General features: G+C 69.2%; 12 protein-coding genes, 1 tRNA gene and 2 pseudogenes. 10 read left to right on the plus strand and 5 right to left on the minus strand.

Going from position 1 to position 14,249, the window contains the following annotated elements; translation table 11 throughout:
• Nucleotides 1-66: 66 nt before the first annotated feature.
• Nucleotides 67-420, plus strand: a complete 354-nt coding sequence (locus tag KGA66_RS06245) for an FmdB family zinc ribbon protein (protein WP_211465519.1) — start codon at nucleotides 67-69, stop codon at nucleotides 418-420.
• Between the two features lie 18 nt (nucleotides 421-438).
• Here the strand turns inward: KGA66_RS06245 and KGA66_RS06250 are convergent, their stop codons facing one another.
• Entirely contained in the window at nucleotides 439-2,331 is a 1,893-nt protein-coding gene (locus tag KGA66_RS06250; protein ID WP_211465521.1) for an ATP-binding SpoIIE family protein phosphatase, read from the minus strand.
• Nucleotides 2,332-2,721: 390 nt separating this feature from the next.
• Between KGA66_RS06250 and KGA66_RS06255 the strand changes: the two genes are divergently transcribed.
• The gene (locus KGA66_RS06255) at nucleotides 2,722-5,739 is read left to right on the plus strand and encodes a penicillin acylase family protein (RefSeq protein ID WP_211465523.1); all 3,018 of its coding nucleotides are present in this window, start codon (nucleotides 2,722-2,724) and stop codon (nucleotides 5,737-5,739) included.
• Between the two features lie 21 nt (nucleotides 5,740-5,760).
• Here KGA66_RS06255 and KGA66_RS06260 read toward each other — a convergent pair whose 3' ends face one another.
• Nucleotides 5,761-6,393 (minus strand): 5-formyltetrahydrofolate cyclo-ligase, encoded by a 633-nt coding sequence (locus KGA66_RS06260; protein ID WP_211465525.1) that lies wholly within the window; start codon nucleotides 6,391-6,393, stop codon nucleotides 5,761-5,763.
• Between the two features lie 152 nt (nucleotides 6,394-6,545).
• On the opposite strand from KGA66_RS06260, the gene KGA66_RS06265 reads away from it, so the two are divergent.
• From KGA66_RS06265 to KGA66_RS06300, 8 genes are all read left to right on the plus strand, one after another.
• A complete protein-coding gene (locus KGA66_RS06265; RefSeq protein WP_211465527.1) occupies nucleotides 6,546-7,355 on the plus strand; it encodes a GGDEF domain-containing protein in 810 nt (269 codons plus the stop codon).
• 25 nt (nucleotides 7,356-7,380) lie between these two features.
• Nucleotides 7,381-8,325, plus strand: a complete 945-nt coding sequence (galU, locus tag KGA66_RS06270) for a UTP--glucose-1-phosphate uridylyltransferase GalU (RefSeq protein ID WP_211465529.1) — start codon at nucleotides 7,381-7,383, stop codon at nucleotides 8,323-8,325.
• A gap of 10 nt (nucleotides 8,326-8,335) precedes the next feature.
• Nucleotides 8,336-9,706 (plus strand): molybdotransferase-like divisome protein Glp, encoded by a 1,371-nt coding sequence (glp, locus tag KGA66_RS06275; protein ID WP_246507093.1) that lies wholly within the window; start codon nucleotides 8,336-8,338, stop codon nucleotides 9,704-9,706.
• A gap of 90 nt (nucleotides 9,707-9,796) precedes the next feature.
• On the plus strand, nucleotides 9,797-10,222 hold the full coding sequence (moaC, locus tag KGA66_RS06280) for a cyclic pyranopterin monophosphate synthase MoaC (protein WP_211465542.1): 426 nt from the start codon (nucleotides 9,797-9,799) through the stop codon (nucleotides 10,220-10,222).
• 155 nt (nucleotides 10,223-10,377) lie between these two features.
• On the plus strand, nucleotides 10,378-10,866 hold the full coding sequence (locus KGA66_RS06285; protein WP_211465531.1) for a MogA/MoaB family molybdenum cofactor biosynthesis protein: 489 nt from the start codon (nucleotides 10,378-10,380) through the stop codon (nucleotides 10,864-10,866).
• Entirely contained in the window at nucleotides 10,867-11,502 is a 636-nt protein-coding gene (locus tag KGA66_RS06290) for a GNAT family N-acetyltransferase (protein WP_211465533.1), read from the plus strand.
• 282 nt (nucleotides 11,503-11,784) lie between these two features.
• On the plus strand, nucleotides 11,785-12,780 hold the full coding sequence (locus KGA66_RS30840) for a SepX/GlpR family protein (RefSeq protein ID WP_211465535.1): 996 nt from the start codon (nucleotides 11,785-11,787) through the stop codon (nucleotides 12,778-12,780).
• A gap of 91 nt (nucleotides 12,781-12,871) precedes the next feature.
• Nucleotides 12,872-12,945 (plus strand) — tRNA-Ala (locus KGA66_RS06300).
• Between the two features lie 77 nt (nucleotides 12,946-13,022).
• Here the strand turns inward: KGA66_RS06300 and KGA66_RS32005 are convergent.
• The 3 genes and pseudogenes from KGA66_RS32005 to KGA66_RS06310 all read right to left on the minus strand — a co-directional run.
• A pseudogene (locus tag KGA66_RS32005) lies at nucleotides 13,023-13,220 on the minus strand (hypothetical protein); the annotation flags it as partial.
• A 46-nt stretch (nucleotides 13,221-13,266) separates the two neighbouring features.
• Nucleotides 13,267-13,572 (minus strand): annotated as a pseudogene (locus KGA66_RS32010) (replication initiator); the annotation flags it as partial.
• Between the two features lie 30 nt (nucleotides 13,573-13,602).
• Nucleotides 13,603-13,854, minus strand: a complete 252-nt coding sequence (locus KGA66_RS06310) for a hypothetical protein (protein ID WP_211465538.1) — start codon at nucleotides 13,852-13,854, stop codon at nucleotides 13,603-13,605.
• Nucleotides 13,855-14,249 lie beyond the last annotated feature (395 nt).

A 14,249-nucleotide genomic window follows, 5' to 3' on the forward strand; every position in this document is an offset into this window, starting at 1 on the left:
CAGGCGCGGCCCAGATGACGCAAACTTGGCACTCATAGAGGTGGAGTGCTAGCCGAGGAGCTGACCGTGCCGACGTACCAGTACCAGTGCACCGAGTGCGGCGAGAATCTCGAAGTCGTCCAGAAGTTCAGCGACGACGCCCTCACGATCTGCCCGAGCTGCCAAGGCGCGCTGCGCAAGGTGTACTCGGCTGTCGGCATCGTGTTCAAGGGCTCAGGCTTCTATCGCACCGACAGCCGCTCATCCTCGTCGAGCTCCGGCTCGGCCGCCAAGAACAACGGCGGTTCGAGCGCCGCCTCCCCGGACAGCGGGACCCCGAGTACCGGTTCCGCGGCCGCGCCGGCTTCAACGTCCCCGTCGGCCTCCAAGGGCACCGGGCCGAGCGCCCCGAGCAGCAGCTCCACCTCTGCCGCCGCCTGAGCACCCGGCGCGGTCGGCTCAGCCCTTGAGCGGAAGCTGAAACCACACGGCCTTGCCGGTCGGAGTCGGGCGCACGCCCCAACGCCGCGAGAGCTGATCGACCAGGAACAGCCCGCGACCGCCCTCGTCATTGGCCGAGGCCGTCCGCACACGCGGTGTACGCACGTCCTGGTCGTGCACCTCGATCCACAGGAACGAGCCACCGCGGCGCATCACGACCTCTATCCGGCGGTCCGCACGCATGGCCACGAACGCCCCGTCGAGCACCGCGTTGTCCAACAGGCCGTCCGGAGCCGCGTCACCGAGCAGCGCCTTCTCCAGCGCGGCCAGGTCGAGTTCGGCCCCGCGGCCGCCCGACGAGCAGTCCGCCGCGATCTCATACGGCGAGTCCTCGCCGAAAACCGGCCCACGCGGCGTCGGACCGGGCCCCGAGGCATGCCGCACCGCGTTGGTCACCAGCTCGGAGACCAGCAGCTCGACCGTCTCGGAGAGACCCTCGCTGGACCACTCGCGAAGCACCGAGCGCGCGTGCGCCCGCGCGACGGACGGCGACGACGGGTCCGCGGGCAGGTCGATCCGCCACAGCGGCAACGCGTCGAGGTCCGTGCGCATGGCCAGCACGGCGCGGTCATCGTCCGCCGGCCCGGACGAGGCGCGCAGTGTCGCCCGGCACAGGGCGGCCGGCGGTGCGCCCGGACCGATCGCCTCCAGCGCGTCGCAAAGCGACCGCACGCCCTGGTCGACCGACCGGTCGCGCCGCTCCACGACGCCATCCGTGTACAGCACGATCGTGTCGCCCGGCGCGACGATGAACGCGTGGTCGTTGAACGTGACGCCCCCGACGCCGAGCGGCACGTCCGGTGGAACCTCCATCGGGTGGCAGCCGTGTGCGCCCGACAACAAGGGCGGCGGGTGTCCCGCGTTCGCCAGCACACATTCACGGGTGAACGGGTCGTACACCGCGTATACGCACGTGACCAGGAGCGCCTCGTTCAGGCCCTGAACCAGGTCGTCCAGGTGAGTGAGCACCTGCGCCGGTTCGAGGTCCAGCACCGCGTAAGCGCGCAACGCCGCCCGCAATTGGCCCATCACGGCCGCCGCGTGCGCACCCCGCCCCTGGACATCACCGATCGCGATGCCGATGCGCCCGGAAGACAGCTCCATCACGTCGTACAGGTCGCCGCCGACATCCGACTCGTCGCCCGGGTTGTAACCCACCTGCACCGCGACACCGTCGATGATCGGCAGATGCGCGGGAAGCAGCGAGTGCTGCAAGGCCAGAGCCAGTGAGCGCATGCTCTCGTAAAGGGCCGCGTTCTCCAGGGCGAACCCGGCACGCGCGGCGACTTCCTCGACGAGTTCGACATCGTGTTGTTCGAACGCGCGCTCAGCACCGTTCGCCGCCACAGCCAGAACGCCCTTGATGCCACGGGGCCCGAGCAACGGCACGGCTATCACCGCGGCCGCGTCCAGCAGTAGTGGATGCGCTCCGTTCGCGGGTCTCGGCAGTGGCGCGGCAGGCTTGGACGCGATGGCCAGCGACGGGCGGCCCGAACGCAGCGCGATGGCGCATGGGTGTTCGTCGGGGTAGGCGATGCGCCGGTCCGCGACGCTAGGCGAGTTGGTCCGGCGCGCCCGGGCGTGGTCCATTCGCACGGTCACCGCGCGCCGTAGCTTTCCGGTGTCGTCAAGCAGGTCGACGACGCACTGGTCGGCGAACGAGGGCACGAGCAGCTCGGCGATCGCGGCCAGGGTCCGGCCGGTATCCAGGGAGGTCCCCAGCAGCATGCCGGCACGCGAGAGCAGCGAGGAGCGCACGCTGTCGGGCCCGCGGCCGGCCTCGGGCTCCCGAGTGTCTTGCGCGCCCGTGAGCGCGGAGGCGTCGTGCCGGCCCACCAGCTGACCCGCCATCGGCCCACCTTTCCGTCCGCACCCGGTCGACCCAGCCGACCGATTTACTCAGTGTGCCACTCGCCGGGCCGGTCGGCGCACGGCTGACGGCGCGTCGGCTCGTCGGTGTTTTCGCCGACCTCGTTCCCGGCTCCGGATACCACGCCGCCGCGACGGTCCGGACCGGCCGCGTGACAGGCTGTGATCCCGGCCCGCTTCGTTCCACCGCCAACAGAACCCTGATAGGAGGGCGCCGCGTGTCCGCGTGTAGCGCCCGTGGCCGCCCGGCCCCGACCGGTCGTTTCGAAGTGCGGGCGGACGCCGTAGGGTGTGGCCCCGAGGCGGATCTCAAGCCGGCATACCGGCGCCCGAACCAGCAGTCGCAGCCCAGTCGCAAGGAATGGCCGATCGATGTCACCGACCCACCCCTCGGCAGCCCAGCCTTCGGACGCGCAGCCGGCGGCGGCGACCGCGCCCAAGACCGCGAGCGCGGGCAACGCGCGGCTCGTGGTCTCTGAGCAGGGCGATCAGGGGCCGGGTCGCCTGGAGCCCGGCTCGGTGGACGAGGGCGCAAGCGCCCCGGCGGTGCCTGAGGTGGGGGCAGGCCCGCAGCATCCGGCAGGACCTGCGCCGGCCGCGGCCGAGGAAGCGACGGGCAGCGAGGTTGGCGTGAATTCGCCAGCGGGGGGCGCAGAGCCTGGCGCGGGCGCGGATGTCTTGGCGACCGCGGAAACCAGCGTGGCCGTCGGCGCCGCGGTGCCCGCCATCGCCGAGCGGCCTGCTGACATCGCGTCACCCACGTCAGGCGGCTCAGCCAGGCACAAGCGCCTCACTCGGCTGCGGTTGCTGCTCGCCCTGGTGGTCGGCCTGGTCCTGGTGCTGACGATCGCCACGGGCGCGGGAGCGTGGGCTTTCACGAACGCTTTGCACGCCTCGTACCCGCTGACCTCCGGCACGCTGGATGTCGCCGGGCTCTCGGCTCCGGTAGCGGTTCAACGCGACGCGAACGGAATCCCGCAGCTCTACGCGCAAACCTCGCAGGACCTCTTCCTCGCCGAAGGTTACGTGCAGGCGCAGGACCGCTTCTGGCAGATGGACATCGACCGTCACATCACTTCCGGCACCTTGGCGTCCATGCTCGGCTCGGGCGCGCTCAAGTATGACGAGTTCGTGCGCACACTCGGATGGCGCACCGTGGCCGAACAGTCGTACGCAAAGCTCAAGCCGGATACGAAGCAGTACCTCCAGGCTTACTCGAAGGGCGTCAACGCCTATCTCGCGACCCACTCCGGGGGCTCGTCGCTCTCGATCGAGTACACGATCATCGGGGCCCCGCTGGTCGGCAAGGTCAGCCACTACAGGCCAGCGCCGTGGACACCGATCGACTCGGTGGCGTGGATCGAGGCCATGGCCTGGGACCTGCGGGACAACGTGGACAACGAGATCGCCCGGTCGCTGTTGACGCAGACCCTCTCGGTCGACCAGATCGAGCAGTTGTATCCGTCATATCCGTACTCGAAGCATCCGACGATCGTCACTCAAGGTGCTCTGGTCGGATCGACATACGAGCAGAACGCGACCGCTTCCGCCGCGCTGCCCGCGGCGGCCCAGCAGAAGCTGGCCCAGCTCTCCCAACTGCTGTCGCAGGTCCCGTCGGTCCTCGGACCGGCCGACCCGGCCGGCAGCGGCGTGGGCTCGAACTCGTGGGTCGTCTCCGGCGCGCTGACCACGACCGGCGCGCCGCTGCTGGCCAACGATCCGCACCTGGCTCCCTCGCTGCCCTCGGTCTGGTATCAGATCGGCCTGCACTGCCAGAACATCGGCCCGCAGTGCCAGTACGACGTATCCGGATACTCGTTCCCGGGGATGCCGGGCGTCATCATCGGCCATAACGCCGACATCGCCTGGGGTTTCACGAACGAGGCCGATGATGTCAGCGATCTGTACCTTGAGAAGATCGACGGCCACGACTACCTGTACGACGGCAAGGAATACCCGATCGCCGAGCACACGGAGACCATCGACGTCGCCGATGGCCAACCGGTGACCATCACCGTGCGCTCGACTCGTCACGGTCCACTGATCTCGGATGTCTCGGACACGGACAAGCTGGTCGGCAAGGACGCTCCGGCCGCTCGCAGCGGCGACCCGGCCCAAGGCGCCGCGCCGGGAATACAGTACGCGGTCGCGTTGCAGTGGACCGCGCTACAGACCAACCCGACGATGGACGCCCTGTTCGAACTCGACCGCGCGAGCGACTGGAGCGAGTTCCGCGCCGCCGCCGAGGACTTCACCGTGCCGGCGCAGAACCTCGTCTACGCGGATACCAAGGGCAACATCGGTTATCAGGCCCCCGGCCGCATCCCGATCCGCAAAAGCGGCGATGGCCGCTGGCCGGTGCCCGGCTGGACTAGTGCCTATGACTGGACCGGCTACATCCCGTTCTCCGCGTTGCCCAACGAATTCAATCCGAGTCGGGGCTTCATCGTTACGGCGAATAACGCGGTAGTCGGGCCGACCTACCCTTATACGTTGACGACGGACTGGGACTACGGGTATCGCTCCCAGCGCATCACCGATGACATCAAGCGGCTCACCGCGAACGGCCGCAAGATCAGCGTCGCCGACATGGCCTCGATCCAGAACGACAGCTACAACCCTCAGGCCGCCCAGCTGGTGCCCTATCTGCTCAACCTGAAGACGGACGCTTTCACCAGGTCTGCGCAGAATCTGCTCAAGCACTGGGACTTCACGCAGCCGGCGACTTCGGGCGCCGCAGCGTACTACAACGCCGTCTGGGCCGAAATCCTCAAGCTGACCTTCGGCAACAAGCTGCCCAACGGCGTCGACGCCGCGGTCCTGGGCTTCGACGGCGGGGACCGCTGGTTCGCGGTGGTCGATGCGATCATCAACCAGCCGGACAGCGAGTGGTGGGACAATCCGAAGACCACACAGCGCGAGACCCGGGACACGATCCTGACCGCGGCGCTGAAGAAGGCCAGGCTGGACCTGACCGCGAAGCTCGGCAAGGACGTGTCAGCCTGGACCTGGGGCCGGCTGCACACGCTGACGCCGACCGAGCAGACGCTGGGCACGAATGGTCCCGGCATCGTCAAGTGGCTGCTCAACGGGCAGGCCGAACAGCTGGCCGGAGGCTCGTCGCTGGTGGACGCCACCAGTTGGGACCTGTCCTCGGGTGATTTCCAGGTCACCGTGGCGCCGTCGATGCGGATGATCGTGGACTTGGGCTCCTTCGACCGTTCGCGCTGGGTAAACCAGACCGGCGAATCCGGACACGTGGACGACCCGAACTATCTCGACCAGGCGCCGCTGTGGGCCGCAGGACAGACGCTGCCTTGGGCTTTCGGCGAGCACGCCGTCAAGGCGGCGACCACGGCCACGCTGACGCTGAGACCGGCCGGGCCGTAGAGCCCGGTCTCCTCGCGCGTTTCAGTGCCCTCGCGTGGCGGTGAAACGGACCAGTCGGCTCGGCGCGCACGCAGCGTCGACCGGCTGGTCGTGAGCCTCGACTGAAAACCCGGCGTCTAGCTCGTGGTCGTAGACGAGAGCGCACACCCACGGACGCTTACATGGGGGATCGCTGTCTTGACACTCCGTCACCCGCGATAAGGCACGATCGTATGACCCCCCGCCGCGACCGAGACGCTGCCCTGTGGGCGAGATCGCCAGAGCGGGGACCAGGACGACGTCCGCATGACTTATCGCCTCGATGCCGAGCCGTTCGCCCGTCGGCTCTTGCAGGCCCAACCGGCCTGGAACGAGGGTTCCGTCGTAAATCGCCCAGTCGAGATCCGCGTCCGGAAGAAGCACCGGAAGCAGGACACGGACACCGCGCTCGCGAAGGGCCTCGATCAACGCCGCCGTGTCCGGTTCGGTACCGAACGACGCGTACGCGCATACTGTCAGAAGTCGACGCGGCGCCGAAACGGATAGCTCAGGGGCCTGTAACAGGCGCGCTACCAGCGCCGACGACGCTTTGCGCAGCGCATACTTACCCAAAGTGAGCCGATCGTTGACGAAACGTGATCTCGCTGTGGCTTTGTCGTTGGTGCTCTCGGGCATTCTGAATCCCATAGCGTGTTCAGGCTGGCACTCGCCGCGCCGCGGAGAGCGACCAGCCGGTGTGTCTCGGGGGACGGAGCACTTCACCGGCCCAGCCTGCCGCAACCACCGTTAACCGTTGTGCTGCGGAAAGGGACCGGTGCCGGACAGCCATGACGGCGACGCAGTGGGGTCTGTTCGTTCTCGGTGGGGTGTGCCTCGTGCTCGCCGTCGCCGTGGCCCGCCTCGCCGCCCGGCTGCGCGACGCGGCCGCCCGGGCCGCCACCGAACTCGACGCGGTGCGCCGTGAACTGAGCGGCCTGGAACAGGGTAGATCCAGCCTGGAGCGGCTGTCCGCCACCGACCCGGTCACCGGCGTGTGGAACCACCGGTATCTTCAGCAGACCCTCGCCCACGAGATCGAACGGGCCCGCCGAATCGAGCGGCCGCTGGCGCTGCTGATGTGCGACGTCGACCACTTCCGCTCGGTCAACGCGGCCTTCGGGCATCAGGCGGGCTCGGCCGTTCTGCGCGAACTGGCCCAGCGCCTCGCCCTGGAGATCCGGTCCTTCGACACCTTCGCCCGTTTCGGCGGCGAGGAGTTCGTCGTACTGCTACCCGACACCGGCCCCCAAGGCGCCGCCGTGGTCGCCGAGCGGCTGTGCTACGTAGCGCGCAAACTGCTTTTCGACTCCACGCTCGCGCCCAGCAGCCCCGCGCTGGCGACCTCCGGAGCCGCCACGGGACCGGCGAACGGGAGCCTCGGGGCGGGTGCGTCCATTCCCGTGCGTGAAACCGGTGAGATCCGGCTGACCGTCTCCGTCGGCGCGGCGGTCTTCCCCGAGGCCGGTACGCATGCCGCGACGCTTATCCGCGCCGCGGACGAAGCGCTGGCCGAGGCTAAACGCGCCGGCGGAGACACATGGGTCGTGCCGGGTATGGCGGGCTCATCGGCCCTTCACCCGGAAGCCACCTCGCACTGAGGGCCGCGCCGCTAAAGTCAAGCTCATGTCTATCGATTCATGGGCGTCCGCAGCCGGTCGTACCGCCCGGCCCACGCGCCTGCGCAAAGCGGTGATACCGGCCGCCGGGCTCGGTACCCGTTTTCTGCCTGCCACCAAGGCCACACCGAAGGAAATGCTGCCGGTCATCGACAAGCCGGCGATTCAGTACGTGGTGGAGGAGGCAGTCGCCGCGGGTCTCGACGACGTCCTGATGATCACCGGACGCAACAAGCGGCCCGTGGAGGACCACTTCGACCGGGCGTACGAGCTGGAAGGCGCCCTGGAGGCGAAGGGCGACCGGCACAGGCTGGCCGCGGTGCGTGAATCCAGCGAACTCGCCGCCGTACATTACGTGCGTCAAGGCGACCCGAAGGGCCTGGGCCACGCGGTCCTGTGCGCCGAGCCGCACGTAGGTAATGAGCCGTTCGCGGTACTTTTGGGCGATGATCTGATCGATCCGCGCGATCCGCTGCTGTCCCGGATGATCGAGGTGCAGCGACAGTACGGCGGAAGCGTCATCGCCTTGATCGCGGTGGATCCGGAGCAGATCCACCTCTACGGCTGCGCGGCGACGTTGCCGGTCGCGGACCAGGCCGACCTGGTACGGGTCACCGATCTGGTTGAGAAGCCGGCCACCGAGTCGGCGCCCTCGAACCTCGCCATCATCGGCCGCTACGTGCTCGCTCCCGCGGTGTTCGACGTGCTGCGCGAGACCAAGCCCGGCCGCGGCGGCGAGATCCAGCTCACCGACGCGCTGCGCACCCTCGCGACCGATCCCTCGATCGGCGGGCCGGTACACGGCGTGCTGTTCAACGGCCGCCGCTACGACACCGGGGATCGCTCGGATTATCTGCGTACGATCGTCAAGTTGGCTTGCGAGCGCGATGATCTCGGGCCGGGTTTCCGCGCCTGGCTGGAGGAGTTCGTCGCGAAGGGTTTCACCGACTGACGGAGTGGCGATGAACGGCGCGACCGGTCCGACCGGCAGGGATTCCGACAGGCGTGTCGTCGGCAGCGCGCATGTCCCCGCGATGCGCAGCGTCGAGCAGCACCTGGCGGACGTATTGGCGAAGATCCGCCCTCTTCCGCCGTTCGAGCAGCACCTGCTCGACGCGCATGGGCTTCAACTGGCCGAGGACGTGATCGCGCCCAGGGACGTTCCGTTGTTCGACAACTCCGCGATGGACGGCTACGCCGTCCGGCGGATCGACGTCCGCGGCGCCGACCAGGACAACCCCGCCGTGCTGACGGTGGTTCAGGAAATCCCCGCCGGCGCCGCGACCACGACGGAGATCGGCCCTGGAGAGTGCGGCCGGATCATGACCGGCGCTCCGGTACCACCCGGCGCGGACGCGGTCGTTCCGGTCGAGTGGACCGACGGCGCAGCCGACGGCACGGTACGGATCTACCGGACGCCCGACGAGGGAGCCCACATCCGACGCGTCGGCGAGGACGTACGGGCGGGACAACCGCTGCTGAGCGCCGGGACGATGCTCGGGGCGCGGCAGATCGGGCTACTCGCGGCAGTGAGCCGGGACTTGGTGGCGGTCCGGCCGAGTCCGCGCGTCGTGATCATCTCGACCGGTTCCGAGCTGGTCGAGCCGGGTACCGAACCGGGGCCCGGACAGATCCCGGATACCAACGGCTACACGCTGGCCGCGGCGGCGCGTGAGGCCGGGGCGGTGGTGTACCGCGTCGGCGTGGTCGCAGATGATGCCAAGTTGCTTTTGGACACCATCGAGGACCAGCTGATCCGTGCCGACCTCATCGTCACCACCGGCGGCGTGAGTGTCGGCGCATACGACGTCGTCAAGGAGGCCCTGTCCGGCTTGGGCACCGTCGAGTTCGGGCGTGTCGCGATGCAACCGGGGATGCCCCAGGGCTTCGGCGTGCTCGGGCCGGAAGAGACTCCGATCTTCACGCTGCCGGGCAACCCGGTCTCGGCGTATGTCGGTTTCGAGTTGTTCGTGCGGCCCGCGATCCGCAAGCTGTCAGGGCGTCAGGACGGCCTGCACCGCCCGGTGGTCGAGGCCGTCTGCCTCGCCGGATTCAAATCACCGGCCGGGAAGCGGCAGTTCGTGCGCGGCGTGGTCGTCACGCCGGCGGGTTCTGACGGGAGGATCGAGGTGCGTCCGGTCGGCGGCTCGGGCTCGCACTTGATGGGCGGCCTCGCGCAGGCGAACTGCCTGATCGCGGTGCCCGAGGACCAGACGCGCGTCGAGGCGGGGGACGTGCTGCCCGTGATCCTGCTCGACGGGACGCCGCCTGAGACTGCTGCGAGCGCGGCGCCCGCGAGCCCTGAAGGTCCTTCGAACGCAGGGGAGCGCTGAGACGTGAGCGAGAGCAGCGAGGACAAGCCGGCGACGAAGCGCGGTAAATCCGACGAGTTCACTCACTTGGACGCGTCCGGGGCGGCCCGGATGGTCGACGTGGCGGAAAAGCCGATCACCGCGCGTACTGCGCAGGCTTCCGGCCGCGTCCTGGTCTCTCCGCAGGTGATTGCGTTGCTGCGCGAAGGGCGCGTACCCAAGGGTGACGCCCTCGCGGTCGCGCGTATCGCCGGTATCCAGGGTGCGAAACGCACCGCGGAACTCATCCCGCTGTGTCATCCGATCGGGATCGCCGGGGTGACCGTCGATCTGGATGTGGCGGACGAGGCGGTGTTGATCCGCGCCCGGGTCAAGACGGCCGACCGCACCGGCGTCGAGATGGAGGCGCTGACGGCGGTGAGCGTGGCCGGCCTGGCGCTGATCGACATGATCAAGGCGGTCGATCCCGCGGCCGTGCTCACAGACGTACGCGTCGAGTCCAAGACCGGAGGAGTGAGCGGCGACTGGGCGCGCTGACGGCGCTGCGAAGCGGGCCGGCCGGGCAACCCCGGGGGAGACCCGGGTGGCCCGGGCGAGAGGGCCTTTCCTGCGGTCGAAGCTGCCGCGTTGGTTGGCGAGCGGTACGGTTTGCGGATTGAACCGGCCGGAGGCGGGCAGGAAGGTGCGCAGCAATGGCTCATGCCGTCGTGGTCACGGTGTCGAACCGGGCCGCTGCCGGTGTTTACGAGGACACGACCGGCCCGCTGATCGTCGACGCCTTGGTAAAGGCAGGGCACGAGGTCGGTCCAGCACGTGTCGTCCCGGACGGCGAGCCTCTGGAGGACGCTTTACGTGCAGCGCTCCGGGAGGGCGCCAGGCTCGTCGTGACCACCGGTGGCACCGGAATCTCACCCACTGATCGAACCCCTGAGATCACCCGCCGTGTCCTGGATCACGAGGTGCCCGGCATCGCGGAGGCGATTCGCGCGAAGGGCCTGGAGAAGACGCCGACCGCGGCCCTGTCGCGCGCGCTGGCCGGCGTTGCCGACAGAACCCTGATCGTGAACTTGCCCGGTTCCAGCGGCGGCGTGAAGGATGGTCTGGCGGTGTTGCTGCCGATCCTCGGGCACGCGCTCGACCAACTCGCCGGGGGAGACCACAAGCCCGGGGGCGGGGTCTAGATGGGTGTGCCGGGTTATCCGATCGTGCTGCGCGAGGGGCCGGTGAGCCTGCGCCCGCCGTCAGGTCGGGATGGGCGCGCCTGGCAGGAACTCCAAACGCGCAACCGGGCCTGGCTGGCGCAGTGGGAGGCGACGGTCCCGCCGGAGACGCCGTACGTGCGGCGCCTTACCTACCGTGAGCTTGTGCGCCGCGGGCGACGTGAGGCCGCGGCTGGACGCATGATGCCCTTCAACGTCTGGTACGCGGACCCGCAGACTGACGAGAAGCCGCGCATGGTCGGCCAGCTGAACATCGCCGGCATCGCCTGGGGTTCGCTGTGCTCGGCGCACATCGGTTACTGGGTCGATGAGCGTGTCGCCGGCCGTGGAATCATCCCGACGGCGCTCGCGCTCGCGGTGGACCACTGCTTCCAGACGGTCGGCCTGCACCGGGTGGAGGTGAACGTCCGTCCCGAGAACGGGCCAAGCCGGCGTGTCGCCGAGAAGCTGGGCTTTCGCGAGGAGGGACTGCGCCTGGCCTATCTCCACATCGACGGCGGCTGGCGCGATCACATCGCGTACGCGCTGACGGCGCCGGAGGTGCCGGAGGGCATGATCGTACGGTGGCGACGTGTCCAGGCGAGCCATTCGGTGTGAGCAGGTGGCGCACGGTTCGGGCGGGCGACCGAGCGAGCGCCGGACCGACTGAGTTGAGCGCGTTAGCCCAGCGTTAGCCCGCTTGAGGTGCGTGAACTGCGCGTGGCCCGATACTCAGCCGTCAACTGGGCGAACCCGATCGGGCGAAGGCGCGCATACCGGGTGATACGCATGGGTAACGCCTCGCGCCGAAAATCCAGTAGTCGGATCAAACGCATGCTTTCCAGCCGACACGCCGATAATCAGCCGCGTTGATAGGGCTGATACGCCTACCGTTGCGTTATGGGCAGCAGCGGCGTTATCTACGCGATCATCGTCGGGGCGTGGGCGGTATACCTCGTCCCCATGTGGCTACGCCGCGAGGACGAGCTGAATCGGGCTAGGCAGACTCAGCGGTATGCGGCGGCCATCAAGGTGCTGGCGCATAAGGACGCGTTCGAGCGGCGCTGGGCGCGGTCCGATGCCGCTGCGGAGGCGCTGCCACTCGCCGCCGGCCAGGGCTTCGTCCCGACTCGACGCGCCGTTAAGCGCAGCGCCAGCGCCAGCGCGGGCGCGGGCGTGGGCGTGGGCGTGGGCGTGGGCCAAGGCGTGAGGGTGGAGGCGGGAGCCGCGGAGCCGTGGACTCCGAGCCCGGCCAAGGAGAAGGAGTCGGGCGGCGGAAAGGCGGCGAAGCGTACGAGCGTTGCCGCGGCTGGGGCGCCGTCTGCGTCGCCAGGCGTCGGCGCGAGAGCGACGGTCGCGGTGAACGCGGAGGATGCGACGCGCGCAACCACGCGAACCGCGCCGCCCGCGACCGCGCCGAAGTACCCGGGCCCGCGCACGGGCCTGATGGCGCGCCGCCGCCGGGTCGTGGGCACCTTGTTCATGCTTTCCACGCTGGGGGCACTGATCTCGGCCGATCTCGGCGCGGGCTATTTGTGGGCGATGGCGTTCCCGGCGGTCCTGCTGTCGATCTACATCATCCGGCTGCGCCGCGATGAGCGGATCCGTGCCGCCTCCCGGGCGCGCCGCCGTGCCGCTGCGCAGCAGGCCCGTGAGGCTCGCGAGGCCCGCGAGGCGGAGTCGGCCCTTCAGGGAGCTGCGGCTCACGAGCGCCAGGGTGAGCGTGAGCAGGACCGGGCGCGGGCCATGGCGCAGGAGCGGGTACAGGCGGAGGCCGATCAGCGTCGCCGCGCCCAGTCCGATGCCGTGCGCCGCCGCTCGTCAGCTGCGGGCCGCTCCCGTGCTCAGGCGTATGTCCAGGAACCGCCGGACCTGCCGCGCGCCTCGAACGGCTGAACCGTCGGCGCCGTCGCGCCACACGGCCCCGGACCCGCGATAACGGGTTCCGGGGCCGAGGGTTGCCTGTGGTAGCCTCTACACGTCCAAAGGGCCTGTGGCGCAGCCCGGTAGCGCACCTCGTTCGCATCGAGGGGGTCAGGGGTTCAAATCCCCTCAGGTCCACCTAAGCTCAGAGCCGGTAACCCGTTTATGGTTACCGGCCCTTTTGCTTTCCGTACAGCAGCGAAGTACAGCAACGACTACGCCTGATCTCCGTTTTCGTCGGCCGGTTGGTCGCCGAGGTACTCGCCGAGCTGGCGCAGCGCCTCAACCGTCCTGGCTGTTGGTGCGTGCGTGTAGATCTCCATCGTTACCGCGATCTTCGAGTGCCGAAGGATCTGCATAGCGACGCGCGGATGCACGTCGAGCGCCGCGAGCAGTGTCCCGCAGGTGTGCCGCTCGCCCGGCATAGGACCAGTGGTTGATCACGAGTACGTCCGGGGATTCACCGAGTGCGAACATGTACGGGTCCTGTCGTGCGGTGAAGTCGGCCCGTTCCTGTCGCAGCGCTCCGAACGTGGTCGAGTAGGCGCGTGACTTGGTGGCGAAGTGGCCGCCGAAGCCGAGCATGTGAGCCCACTTGCGCAGCCGGAGTGGTTCGAGTTCCGGGATAGAGCCGAGATGCCAGCAGATTTCGATCAGCCGCCTTGCGTGGTCGGAGAGCTCCCACTGGTCCAGGTCGATGCTGCGGCCGGTGCCCGAGCAGGTACGGCACGGCAGCAGCACGTCAGCCCGTTCGGGCGTGCGCACCAGGGTTCGGCCCGAGCCCGAGCACGCGCGTCAGGCCAGCGGAGGCAGCTCGACCCCTGCGGACTCAGCGGACTTGGTGGCGTACTTGGCGATGTACCGGGCCACGGTCACATCCGACAGGCCGGCCGGGGCGTCAAGGCACCCGACCTTCGGCCGGGTGCAGCCCGTCGCCGCCCGAGCCGTCGTCTCCTGTCTTCGCCCCGCCTCCGTCTCGGCCCGCGCCGGGCGAACCCAGGACGCAGGACCAGCGCCGAAGCTGCGAGCGAGATGCCAGGCAGCCACACCCGACGCGCAGCAGGAAGCCCGCGGGCACGACGACGAGACCCGGAAACCGGCCGACTCTGAAGCGGACGAGCCGAGAGCACGAAGCCACCGCGGACCGCTTGGCGCCGCCGGACCTGCGCCAGCGTTCCGCGCGCAGCCGGCGCGCCAGCGTCCGCGAACACGAGCACAGACAACACGCACAGCAGACCGGGCACAGGCACGCGACGCAACCGCGACACCAACAGCGCTTGGCAGCTCCCGACACTCGACAGGCACAGCGACGACCCACGCCGAACGCCCGAGCAGCCGGACACGAGCAGGCGAGACAGAGTGCCGTTCCAGGACACGGGGGCGCTGCCCCCGCACCCCCGGCCCAACTCGGGGATGGGGGGAGATCCGCAAGGGTGGGAGGG

This window comes from Actinocrinis puniceicyclus (assembly GCF_018283645.1).
Taxonomy (GTDB): Bacteria; Actinomycetota; Actinomycetes; order Streptomycetales; family Catenulisporaceae; genus Actinocrinis; species Actinocrinis puniceicyclus.

Excerpts from the sequence above, each read along its gene's own strand:
- glp (WP_246507093.1), top strand. The coding sequence starts at position 8,336 with ATGAACGGCGCGACCGGTCCGACCGGCAGGGATTCCGACAGGCGTGTC.
- moaC (WP_211465542.1), top strand. The coding sequence starts at position 9,797 with ATGGTCGACGTGGCGGAAAAGCCGATCACCGCGCGTACTGCGCAGGCT.
- KGA66_RS06265 (WP_211465527.1), top strand. The coding sequence starts at position 6,546 with ATGACGGCGACGCAGTGGGGTCTGTTCGTTCTCGGTGGGGTGTGCCTC.
- KGA66_RS06260 (WP_211465525.1), bottom strand. The coding sequence starts at position 6,393 with ATGCCCGAGAGCACCAACGACAAAGCCACAGCGAGATCACGTTTCGTC.
- KGA66_RS06285 (WP_211465531.1), top strand. The coding sequence starts at position 10,378 with ATGGCTCATGCCGTCGTGGTCACGGTGTCGAACCGGGCCGCTGCCGGT.
- galU (WP_211465529.1), top strand. The coding sequence starts at position 7,381 with ATGTCTATCGATTCATGGGCGTCCGCAGCCGGTCGTACCGCCCGGCCC.
- KGA66_RS06255 (WP_211465523.1), top strand. The coding sequence starts at position 2,722 with ATGTCACCGACCCACCCCTCGGCAGCCCAGCCTTCGGACGCGCAGCCG.
- KGA66_RS30840 (WP_211465535.1), top strand. The coding sequence starts at position 11,785 with ATGGGCAGCAGCGGCGTTATCTACGCGATCATCGTCGGGGCGTGGGCG.
- KGA66_RS06250 (WP_211465521.1), bottom strand. The coding sequence starts at position 2,331 with ATGGCGGGTCAGCTGGTGGGCCGGCACGACGCCTCCGCGCTCACGGGC.
- KGA66_RS06290 (WP_211465533.1), top strand. The coding sequence starts at position 10,867 with ATGGGTGTGCCGGGTTATCCGATCGTGCTGCGCGAGGGGCCGGTGAGC.